The organism is Vibrio sp. 10N.261.52.C11, from assembly GCF_041471405.1.
In the GTDB taxonomy this organism is placed as follows: domain Bacteria; phylum Pseudomonadota; class Gammaproteobacteria; order Enterobacterales; family Vibrionaceae; genus Vibrio; species Vibrio crassostreae_C.
The window spans coordinates 36,232-46,479 of the sequence record NZ_JBFROI010000066.1; the positions used below are offsets into that span (position 1 = coordinate 36,232).

10 protein-coding genes are annotated in these 10,248 nt (G+C 49.4%); all 10 read right to left on the reverse strand.

The annotated features are described in order from the left end of the window. Window positions 1-15: 15 nt before the first annotated feature. Genes traN through traE form a run of 10 tightly spaced genes read right to left on the reverse strand, consistent with a single transcriptional unit; the run spans window position 16 to window position 10,172 of the window. Complete coding sequence (gene traN / locus AB4323_RS20650) at window positions 16-1,761, reverse strand: type-F conjugative transfer system mating-pair stabilization protein TraN (RefSeq protein ID WP_372153248.1); 1,746 nt, start codon at window positions 1,759-1,761, stop codon at window positions 16-18. After that, the gene (trbC, locus tag AB4323_RS20655) at window positions 1,758-2,444 is read right to left on the reverse strand and encodes a type-F conjugative transfer system pilin assembly protein TrbC (protein ID WP_372147131.1); all 687 of its coding nucleotides are present in this window, start codon (window positions 2,442-2,444) and stop codon (window positions 1,758-1,760) included. Before trbC ends, traN begins: the two co-directional genes overlap by 4 nt. 12 nt (window positions 2,445-2,456) lie before the next feature. After that, window positions 2,457-3,458: a conjugal transfer pilus assembly protein TraU gene (traU, locus tag AB4323_RS20660; RefSeq protein WP_372147130.1), complete on the reverse strand. Its 1,002-nt coding sequence runs from the start codon at window positions 3,456-3,458 to the stop codon at window positions 2,457-2,459. Between the two features lie 11 nt (window positions 3,459-3,469). Beyond that, a complete protein-coding gene (gene traW / locus AB4323_RS20665; RefSeq protein WP_016800270.1) occupies window positions 3,470-4,192 on the reverse strand; it encodes a type-F conjugative transfer system protein TraW in 723 nt (240 codons plus the stop codon). Between the two features lie 4 nt (window positions 4,193-4,196). Beyond that, the gene (locus AB4323_RS20670) at window positions 4,197-4,544 is read right to left on the reverse strand and encodes a TrbI F-type domain-containing protein (RefSeq protein WP_016800271.1); all 348 of its coding nucleotides are present in this window, start codon (window positions 4,542-4,544) and stop codon (window positions 4,197-4,199) included. Further along, window positions 4,541-7,084 carry a type IV secretion system protein TraC gene (gene traC / locus AB4323_RS20675; protein ID WP_016800272.1) on the reverse strand — a complete coding sequence of 848 codons (2,544 nt, stop codon included), beginning with the start codon at window positions 7,082-7,084 and terminating at the stop codon, window positions 4,541-4,543. The genes AB4323_RS20670 and traC overlap by 4 nt, the downstream gene beginning before the upstream one ends. Before the next feature lie 4 nt (window positions 7,085-7,088). Continuing rightward, window positions 7,089-7,469 carry a type IV conjugative transfer system lipoprotein TraV gene (gene traV, locus AB4323_RS20680; protein ID WP_016800273.1) on the reverse strand — a complete coding sequence of 127 codons (381 nt, stop codon included), beginning with the start codon at window positions 7,467-7,469 and terminating at the stop codon, window positions 7,089-7,091. A gap of 11 nt (window positions 7,470-7,480) precedes the next feature. Continuing rightward, window positions 7,481-8,893 (reverse strand): TraB/VirB10 family protein, encoded by a 1,413-nt coding sequence (locus AB4323_RS20685; protein WP_102258055.1) that lies wholly within the window; start codon window positions 8,891-8,893, stop codon window positions 7,481-7,483. Further along, window positions 8,890-9,615 (reverse strand): type-F conjugative transfer system secretin TraK, encoded by a 726-nt coding sequence (traK, locus tag AB4323_RS20690; RefSeq protein ID WP_016800276.1) that lies wholly within the window; start codon window positions 9,613-9,615, stop codon window positions 8,890-8,892. The genes AB4323_RS20685 and traK overlap by 4 nt, the downstream gene beginning before the upstream one ends. After that, window positions 9,612-10,172, reverse strand: a complete 561-nt coding sequence (gene traE / locus AB4323_RS20695) for a type IV conjugative transfer system protein TraE (RefSeq protein ID WP_016800277.1) — start codon at window positions 10,170-10,172, stop codon at window positions 9,612-9,614. Before traE ends, traK begins: the two co-directional genes overlap by 4 nt. Window positions 10,173-10,248 lie beyond the last annotated feature (76 nt).

A 10,248-nucleotide genomic window follows, 5' to 3' on the forward strand; every position in this document is an offset into this window, starting at 1 on the left:
TCATCATTGATTAAGTTAAGGTCTATAAGCGCTTTGCAATCGCTCTTGGATTTCTTTTGCCGAAGGCAGGTTGGTGTTGCGGGGCATGTCGTCATAAAAGTCCGAAAAGTCGAGGCGTTCAAAATCTATGTTTTGAAGCTGCTCGGGGGTAAGGGCGCCGCAAATGGGGGTTTTGGCGGTTCCCAGACTGATACCTAACTGGCCTTTCGAGCCTTGCTCTTGGATGATGCGTGCCAACTTGCTGTCAAAGACGCAGTAGGTCTTCTTTTTCCGGATACACGCGCCTAAGACTTTTTCTGCGCAATAACTGCCAAGGGCAATCGTAAGCCCTTGCTCTTTGGCTTGGCCGAGCGCCTTCTCTTCATCGTTGCATTGCGTCACGCCAATACTCGTGCCCCAACCACCGTCTTTACAACAGTCGGCAAAACCCAAAGCCGCGTCTGTGCATTTCATGCCTTTGCCTGTAAATATCATTGGTGGATCGCCAAGACCGTCAGCGGCTTCTGCGAGGGCGGCTAAGGCTGAGGTGCTTTCATTAAAGCGGTTTGAAGTGGTCGCCATGGCTTCAAAACAATCGCCATCCAGACAAAAGCTCTTTTCTCCACAGATTAATTGAGTGGCACTGCAGCGCCGTTGTGGGCAGGATTTATTGACTTTCTCCTCAATGCACACACCGTTTTGCTGGAGGCTGCAATGGGTCGAAGTCGTGGTGCAATCGGCGGGCAGGACGTTGCACGTATTGGGTCGAGTGCATTGGTGGTCAACCCGGTACTTCCAGCAATCAAGCGTGGTCGGTATGCCATTAATGGTGCGGGTGGCTCGACCTTCAATACATTGCTGGCGAGTGATCTTGCACGAGTTCATCAGGCGGCATTGTGTTCGCCAGGTCATGGTGTTTTTGATGCAGTTCCCTCCGGATAAGGAGAATCCGTTTGAACAGCTCAAGGTGGCTTTTTTCGTTTGTGTGGTGGGTCGACAAATCTCGTAGCGTTTATCCCAGTGTTCGCTCGCTTGCCAATTAACGTGATAGGTCTGTTTTAACTCGCCAAGCGTGTAGCCTTGGTTGGGATAGACACTCTTACCGCCCCATAAATACATGGTTCCTGACGATGAGAAAATGCCATCACCTCTCGTTTGCCTCACATAATGTTTATTATTGTATCGGCATTGTGGGAGGGGACGTTGGCAATCCTCCCCTTGCTGTGTCCAGCCGGATGGACAGCGGTAGAGTACTTCACTGAGGCTCACGGAGGCGACGGGGACTTTTTCACACGGTACTGGGTTGTGAGTCGGCCGGTGACATTGCTTTGCGATATTATCGATGACGCACTGCGTGGCGTTGTCACAATCCACGTACTGATTAGACTGACCATGACTGATCTCATAGGCGTTCTCAATGCCAAGGGTGGCGAATCGATACGTATCATCATTGGGGTCAATGATGGCACTATTATTGTTAAACCCCTCTTGTATTGCTTGAGCGTGTTCGTTGCTGCCAAACTCCAACGTGGATTGGTTTGTGATTTGTGCGTCAGTCATCCCCGCTTCATCAGGTTGTCGGATTTGGCTTTCACACCCTAGATTATTGTCGCTGCAGAAGTCGGACAGGTTAAGCGTCATCTCTGAGGGGTTGTAAGCCTCATTTTGGGCGTTTTTCGCCCATTCCACGTTGTCGTAAAACGTGTTTTTTTGTGGGTCGGCCAGGGTAGGAAGGGAAATTAAGAGAGCGGCGCTGAAAGAGAGCAAAAAGGGCGTATTCAAGGGGAACTCCTATTGAGCACTTGTTTGGCGATGTGTCCGACATCGCCTTGGCTTAAAATCGTTAATGCGTTGGGAAGGGAAAGGTTGCCGTAAACCATGTCGTAAGCATTTTTCGGGCAAGACGCTTCATTGCACGCGTCTCCAATCGCCACAAACACGGGGACATGGGTGATGTTAAATTGACGAAACCATTGTGGGCTGATGGCAAAACCGCCCTCAATCGCCTCTCCCTCGTCGGACGCTTCTAACAAATCCATGATTCGAGAGGTGGTTGGGACCATGCCTTCTGGCAGTACCCCACGTATCACGAGCGGAACCTGATATTGCTGACTTTGTTTGAGTAGCTGTCTAAGCGCGTTATCTGGCATGGAAAGCGACACAAACACCATCACACCTTGCGCCTTTTTGTTTGGATTTTCCTGAGGCACCCCAAGAACACTCGCCAGTGGCGAGTCTTGCAACACGTTATCGAGGTGTTGATTCATCGACAACGCTTCTTGCTTATGTTGCTGACCTCGTTCAAGAAAGGTGGTCAGTTCACTGTGATTGGTTGGCGCTGCAATGGTCTGCTCTTGCTTGGCAAGCGCTTTGAGCTCTTCTTGAGAGTAACCCTTCTCGGCTGTTGAGAGAGGGCTAACCAGCAGAATAAGTAACAGCCATGAGGCTCTTGGGCTAAATGACATCGTCTCATTTCCTTATAAAAATACGCAATTACGTTTTCGCCAGTTCACAAAACCAAAGTTACCGCCGGTGGTTGGGTTGTCTTTACCTTGCTCCCAAAGTGACGAGGTGGTGCCATAGGGATAACAATGAGCGGCATCACCAATCGGTGCCGACAATTGATAGCGATAGCGACTTTTCGGCAAGATAGGCTCTGGCCATTGGTAACAGATTGCGCCATCTTCGCCCCGGGTTTCCCACACAATGCCTTGCCTGTGCATTTTAAAATTAAAACGCTCTAACATCAGTGTGCCAACTTGAGGGCCGGTATGAGAGTAAGCGCTATTACCGGTTAATGGGTAGACGCTGCCTTGTGAGCCTAAACACCAAAAAAGCGCATCAAAAGGCAAAACGCGCCCGGTGGTGGTCGCCATGGCTTCGGTGATGCAAGAGAGCTGCGTGATGGGGTGGCCAAACAAAATGGCTTCGGGGTTAAGAATGAACGACATCTCATCATCATCCCAAAACGGGTCAAGCTCGGTGATGTAGGCAACATCGAAATTATCCGTGGCCATGCAGGCGGCCGACTGCATCAGTTGTAGCCAGTAAATCACCGGATATTTGTACCAATGCACGTGATAAAAAGCATTGCCGCTGGTTTTGCTGCTTGAGTCGTGCTGCGAGCCTCCTATTTGTTGGCTATTGTCATTACTCAACTGCATCCCCATGTTGACCATGCAATAAGGGACTCGCGTCACGTCCACCAAGGAATACGGCTCCCAATACCCAATGTTTAAGCCAATTTGCATAAAAATGGGCGGGGGTTTAGGACAATAGGAGATCGGCATGCTTGGGTTGGCGGTGTCAGGGTATGTCGAGCTAATGAGAGGCACACTGCCCAGTGTCATAGGAAATAGGCAGTCCCAACAAATATCAGACAATGGATTTAAGAAATGCCCCGTACAAGCGGCGGATTGAGCTTGGGTTTGCCAAGGAAATAGGAACAAACCAAGCAGTAATAACCCATGGGATCTCAAGGTCTTTCTCCTTATTTTGTGTTCGTCGCACTCTTGTTTATGGTGGTGAACGGCGTCACATCGATCTCTGTGATCTTCCACCGCGCTCCGTCTTGTTCAATCAGAGCGGGAATGTGTGAGAGTTGAAATTGACGGCTGTAGTGACCTTGTTGGTCAAAATAAATTCGGGCGTCAAACTCCGTGGCGACGTCTTCTGGACTGCCGTTGGTGAGGGTCCATTTTATCGGCTTATCTGCGCGGTATTGTTTAGCCCAAGCGCGCTGGCTTGGGTCGTCACCATCAAGAAAGACAATCACATACGAGTAATCGAATGATTGTTTGGGAATGTCGACTGGCCAAGTGTCGGTATCAAAAGGGTTGATGACGAGGCCTTTAGCATAAAGGAGGTTACCTTGTGCATCTTTGATATCGGTGGCCAGCTTTAATGATGGGTCGATGTAAAAGGTGTTGGGCGCGGTGGTGGCGGTCAACCCTTTAACGGGAGGGGGTCTTCGCACGTTATTTTCTACGTTCTCCACAAACTGCTGTTGCATCTTTGCGGTTTCTCCCGTGGCTTCTAAGTGTGTCAATCTGCTGTTAATCCATTGCAACATGTCTACCTCTGCAATAGGGAAAAGTTCGCCTTGACGCCCAAATTGTTGACTAAGAGCGGTGGGGGCGATGGCAAGTAAAGTGAGACCGAGCACCTTTGAGAGTGCTGTTGGTTTGATGAATGAATGCCCGTGAACAATCATAAGATCATGACTCCTTTTTAAGCGCCTCAATAACGTAATGTTGGATCTCGGTGGTTCTATCCGGTGCGCCGCTGATGAGCGCGCCTGGCACGATAATCACGAGATGGTGCGCTTGCGCGTATTCTTTCAAGAGCCGCCTGAGTTCCGTATCAAAGGTCGCCAATTGCGCGCTGTGCTCCTGATCGCTGAGGTTGGCTTCAATGAGTTGGTCTTGATATTGCGCTAACGTTTGTTCGATATCGAAGACCACGATTTGAGGGGCGGTGTTGAGCTTGACGGCCATCAGCGTGAACATCATCAACACTATGGCAAACAGGGCACCGACAAGACGTGTGTGACGGATGGATTTCATTTGGCCTCCTTACCATAGATGAGGGTGTTGAAGATCTCAATTTCTGGTCCGTAAAAATGCTCTGCGGTTTGATTGACCGCATCCATGAGTGGGACGCCTTGGTTCATCAAGGTTTCACAGTACTCAAACTCATGCGGCTCTGTCGAAAGGCACGCACGAGTAAAAGGATCGGCAAACAAGCGATGAAAGGTCGTTACATCACCGGTTTTTAGCATGACAGAGCTGTAACCGGCGATGGAGGACTTTTCAAAACTCTTGATGACAAATTGCTCATAGGGTGAAAAGTGTGAAGGATTGTCTTTGATGAATTTCGCCAATCCACTGCCTTGACGCAGAGTGATGTGAATGTCGGAGTTATTGAACGCAGCGAGCGCTTCAGGTGTGCTGTAAAAATCCTCAATCCCTTGCGTCACGGTGCAAAACGAACCCCCAAATTTTCGGGCGGTGCGATAACCGGTATTGATGAATTCTTGTGCCTGTGCATTAGAGCCAGCCATCAGAGACCACGCCTCTTCAATGATGCACATCTTCGGCGTTGAACGGGAGCCTGAAAGGTACATCTGCTGAGTGATGCTCGACATCAGCGCAAAAATCACCGGTCGCATGATGTCCGAGGGAAATCCGTCGAGTTCAATGGTGGTAAAGTGGACATTGGGATCCAGCATGGACGGTTTATTGAAGGTGTCACCGTAGATCCCCTCTGAGCGGTATTTATTCAGTTGCATGGCGATATCAGAAAGGCGGCGATCACCGCCTTGTTTTTCGGCCGCCGCAAACAGCGCTTCTTGCACATGGTCAACCAACGTCTCGCTTTTGTGTGCCTGCCAAGCCGCAATGATGCAATCACCGAGGACCGATTTTTCAAAATCTCCCATTTCGTGTGTGGGGCAGGCCATGGTCGCAAAGAGTCCGGTGATGGTGTGCAGCGTTTCCTTGAGAGGGTTGACCTGTTCGCCTTTTTCATCGGTATAGTCATCCCCCATGGCAATGCGTTCCAGGTGAGTGAATGGATTGAGGTAAATCTTCTCAGCCGTCATGTAGCGGCCGCCAAGCATCAAGGTGAGCTTTTTAAAGCTCTTTCCTTTATCTAGCGCCCAGATTTTACCGTTCATGGCAAAGAGGGTTTCGGCGAGCTTTTGCACAAAGAAGGATTTTCCTGCCCCGGAGCCTCCGGTCAGGGCGATGTTGTAGTTATCTGAGCCACAATTAAACGGATTAAACCAAAAGGCTTGTTGGCGCATGGTGGGAAGCATCATGCCGCCACTGAAATTCTTTACGTCCATCACAAGAGGCAAGAGGTTGGCCACATTGCCGGTTTTTACGGTTTGAATGCGTCCAGCACGGTCGCAATCGGCCCAAAACCCATCGGTCATCATGAACGGTAAGGTCGTCATGAGCGCTTGGCTTTGCAGCATCGAGACGGTTTGTAAATCAATCCCGCCAGAGCGAAAGGCGTTAATGGCCGTAGTGCGATGCAGTCGCTCGGATTTTTTGTTGGTAAATAACGTCAGCGTCAGGTGCATGTATGCCATGCTGTTGATGCCATCCGACATTTCATCTCGAATTTGCTCGCGTTCGCTCTGCTCTTTCTTCGCTTGAGGGAAGAAAAATGCCATCGGGGACTTGAGTGTTTTTTCCAGCTCTCCAATGCGTCCGCCATTTTTGGTCGCAAAACTGCCCGATTCTTGATGGCGAAAATTGAGGGTCATGAGGTGTGGACATTGCACATTTTTGGCCACGCTCTTTAAGGACGCAAAACAATCGGGCAAGGCGTAAAGGCGGAAAGTTCGAGGTGTACTGCGTAAACCCAATGAAATGATCCGCGAGGTCACCGTTTGATGTTGGCGGTTACTAAAGCGAACGTCGGTGTAATGTCGGCGAGTTAAAAACTCGGTATCAGGAGAGAGGACTTGTTTGTAGATCAACGCTTCTGGTGCGTAGTCAGATCCGCGAGGGGCGGTTTGTGTGGGGTCAAAATTGAGAATGCCTTCGACGTAGTTGATTAAGCCTTCGGGGGTAAGCGGCGTGAGCTCCAGTCCAATTTGGGATAAAGTCGTGGTGAGCGCCTCTTTGCAATCCAACACACTATCAACATCGTCCGTACTGGAGACAAACAACCACGCGCTGTAATCTTTGATGTCAAAGTAATGCTTCTGACGATGAAAAAAGCCGTGGTGAGCCGCAAAGTTGGCGTAATCGGCTTCTTGTTTTGCTAATTCACTGCAAATACCCGCACGAGCGGATTTCAAGGCGGTATTTTGCTCAATCAAATGACTCACGTGGTTGTGGCCCATCATGGAAAAATGGTAATCCCATTTATGGCCAGGCGGTAAATCCATGATGAGACGGTTAAATGCCTCCACCATGTCGTCATTCGCCCCCGTTAAGACGCTCAATTTGAATCCAAATCCTACGCCCTTTTTGTTATGAAAGAGGCTGTGCTGCGCATCAAAAGTGCGGTAAGGCAGTTCAGAATGAAGGTGGTTATATTCACGTTTGGCTTCTTGATAAAAACCCTTTAAATCTTTTGAGACGCCCATGGCGTTAATCCTTCTTGATAGCCTGAACAGGGCGACCTGTCCAGGTAGACTCGTCTAACACAATGTAAATATCCATTGTGTCGAGGTAAGTGGTGGTGTCATCCGAAGTAAAGGGAAAAATCACCACCTTCCTAACCGTGTCTTGGGTTCGAATAGGATGGCCTTCACGGGTGCGTCTTGGCAGTAAGGCAAAAGGGTGGGAAGCCAGGACGTTAGCCTCGGCGACTTGTTGTGTTGTTGGGTGTGTCGAGATGTTGCGAATGTCATCCATGCTGGCGCAGCCGGGTATACCGCCGATTTTTTGGCAACTAAATTCATCTTGAAAGCCCGCAGAGCAACCTGCTAGTAGGCTAATAAGCAGCGCTGTGAAAAGTTTGATAGTCATAAAAGCCGACCTTAATTTAATTGTTGGTTAACTTCTGCCGCGAGAGGGTTGAGTGTGATGGTTTCTAAAAGGGTGTCTGGTTTTGCTTGCTCTTGCTCTTTTGTCTGATGATCAACATAGCGTTTGATCGCTTCCTCATCATCCAGAGGGAACCCTTTCGTAAAGACGATATTCACGATGCCCCCTGGATTGATTTCGATGAAGGGGTGATATAACTCGGCTAAGGCAATGTAGTAATCCGAAAGCTTACTCCCCACGTCCGAGGTGGCATTGCCCAATAAACTTAATCCCACATCCTTGCTGTTGAGGCTCGACGTTGAGCCAAGCGCTGAGGTTGAGGTGGTGCTGGCCAAGCCCGCCCCGGTCTCACCCAGTCCGGTTAAGATGCCTGAGATCCCCGCCATTTGGACGATTTTGCCGTTACGTAAAATCGAGGTGCCACGGATGCCATTGCGCCCAAAGTTAAAGACGGTGCCTTGAACGGGGATATCTAAAATTCGACCGTCCCGAATGCAGCTGAGGGTATGAGTGCGCGCCACGCCGCGATTGGAAGAAAGGTCACCGTACACGCTCCCAATGATGGTGCAGTCTTTGAGGTGGCTCTTTTCTCCATTGGGCAACACGCCTTCATGCACGGTTTGAAACACGATGGGGGCGGTATCACTTTGGCCGAACGCCCCGGCATTGGCATCGGCGCCACCGGTGATTTTGGCGGTCACAAAGGTGCCCGACGGGACGTAATTGTCGACGGTTCGTTGGTACGCTGACTCTGAGGAGGCTGTCCAAAAAAAATCAAACGAGTCAAACGCTTGCCCTTGGTCATCAAACGAGGCCTTATCGGCTTTGCTGTATTGAAAGCTCTCTTTTTGCAGATCATTAGTGGCGTAAGAGGGCAAAGGTTTGGGAGGAAGTGGGCGCGAGCCAAACGGCGCAGGCTCTCCCATGACGGTGAGGTGACCGGCTTCCTTTGAGGGTAGCGATTGGGTTGATGGCAAGGCGATGGTGCGTTGCGCTTCTTGATGTTGGCGTAATTCCTCGCGTAAGATCTCGTTCTCTTTCTTCATTTGCGAAATCGTATTTTCGTTGCTCGTCATCAAACGATCGACGTCTCGATTGAGGTTTTCCATCTTCTCTTTGACGTCTTCAATGTCTTGACCTTGTAAGGTCAAGGCTGAGCGGTTGTCTTTGTCGGTAAAATCATCAGTAATGATTTCCCCAAAATTGGGGGCTGGCTCAACGACTTCTTTCGCAGTATCTAGCGAGGTTCGAGGTTGTTTAAAGGCTTTAAACGCAAAAAAAACTGCGACTAAGAGCGCAACGGCTAACAGGCTGAGTATTTGGTTACGCTGCTTACTTTGGTCATTGGCGAGCACTCCATCCTCTAAGTCTGACTCTCTAAAAAGCCACTGTTTCAATCGTTTCATTCGCGACCTCCTGTGATGATGTACAGATGTGTAGATTCACCTGGGGGTAAGGTATAACGGTCAAGTGAGGCGCTCCGACTGGCGTAACTGTAAAATTGCGCTTCGGTCAGAGTGACGGTGTCATTGGATTGGTTTTTAACTTGATAAATAAGCCCTGAGAAGGGGCGGCCTACAAAAAGGGTCTGCGGAATAATGGCCAGTGGCGACGTGTCTTTGGGGAGGGTTTCGGGGTCAATCGGATGGACACGAAACCCTGGGATAGGCGTCTTTGAACGCTGCCAATGTATCATTTGTTTGGTGAGTTGCCCCAAGGCCAAAGGGTATTCGAGATCTTTTTCAAAGACACTTTTCTCTGCAGTAGAGCGAAGCGGAATAAACTCATTCACCACCGCAGGGACGGCTTTAGGGTTGATAAAAAGCGAGAAATTTTGACCTTTCTCTGTGGTGACGTGCGCGGTAAAAGGCAAGGCGATGTTGAGTTTGACGGTAATAGAGCCCGATTGGTCTCGTTGATTGGCTTTAGCGAGACAAAACCCTCTAGGGCAATGAAGGTTTAATATCTTGTCGTCTTTCACTACTAAACGGTTGGTGTTGACCGAGGATAAGGGCAACACAATGGTATCATTTTGCTCAAAATAGTAGGTCTTTGCGTCAATCGTATGGGCGTGGCTCATGATGGGTAACAACAAACCAAAAAAAGCATAAATCAAGCGTATTTTCATAACGGTATCTCTTGGGCGATGGTGTGAAGTTCAATCAAGCCACTTGAGTAATCGGCTTGGAGTAGATAAGTCACGGGCTCAGGGTCAAGTGTGCGCCCCGCGATGGTTTTGTTGAGCGTGCCTTTGACCCGTATTTTCATTTCATTCAGGTTGATAGACAGCGTGTCAACTTCAAAAAAACTGGTGACGTCGTTCTCGATGATAAATTCGGCTTCTCGCATCAACTTGTCTTGTAAGCCGCTCCAGTATTTAGGCGGCACGTAGGTAATGAGTAAGTTGAATTGACGTTTAACGTTAGAGGGCGTGACATTAAATTTTAGGTGTATCCACCAATCGGCCATCATAGAAAGATACGCTTCATCAACCGCATCGCTTGAGATCGTAAACGCTCGGTCGATATGAGGTGGCACGAAGGTGCGCTTTTCCGCTTGGTTTTGGCTTAATAAAGCAAAACTCAACCCAGCGGTTCCTAAGGCGGTGATCAACACCACCGCGGTGAGGACGTAATTGATAAAGCGAGCCGCTTTAAGCGCCTCGCCGTTATGTTCATTGAGCATCAGTAAATCCAATATTTTTTTGTGGCGGGGGGCGTGCGTTTAAAAATGGTTTTATTCGCTGTGTCATCCCCATACC

Excerpts from the sequence above, each read along its gene's own strand:
- trbC (WP_372147131.1), bottom strand. The coding sequence starts at position 2,444 with ATGTCATTTAGCCCAAGAGCCTCATGGCTGTTACTTATTCTGCTGGTT.
- traW (WP_016800270.1), bottom strand. The coding sequence starts at position 4,192 with ATGATTGTTCACGGGCATTCATTCATCAAACCAACAGCACTCTCAAAG.
- AB4323_RS20670 (WP_016800271.1), bottom strand. The coding sequence starts at position 4,544 with ATGAAATCCATCCGTCACACACGTCTTGTCGGTGCCCTGTTTGCCATA.
- traC (WP_016800272.1), bottom strand. The coding sequence starts at position 7,084 with ATGGGCGTCTCAAAAGATTTAAAGGGTTTTTATCAAGAAGCCAAACGT.
- traV (WP_016800273.1), bottom strand. The coding sequence starts at position 7,469 with ATGACTATCAAACTTTTCACAGCGCTGCTTATTAGCCTACTAGCAGGT.
- AB4323_RS20685 (WP_102258055.1), bottom strand. The coding sequence starts at position 8,893 with ATGAAACGATTGAAACAGTGGCTTTTTAGAGAGTCAGACTTAGAGGAT.
- traK (WP_016800276.1), bottom strand. The coding sequence starts at position 9,615 with ATGAAAATACGCTTGATTTATGCTTTTTTTGGTTTGTTGTTACCCATC.
- traE (WP_016800277.1), bottom strand. The coding sequence starts at position 10,172 with ATGCTCAATGAACATAACGGCGAGGCGCTTAAAGCGGCTCGCTTTATC.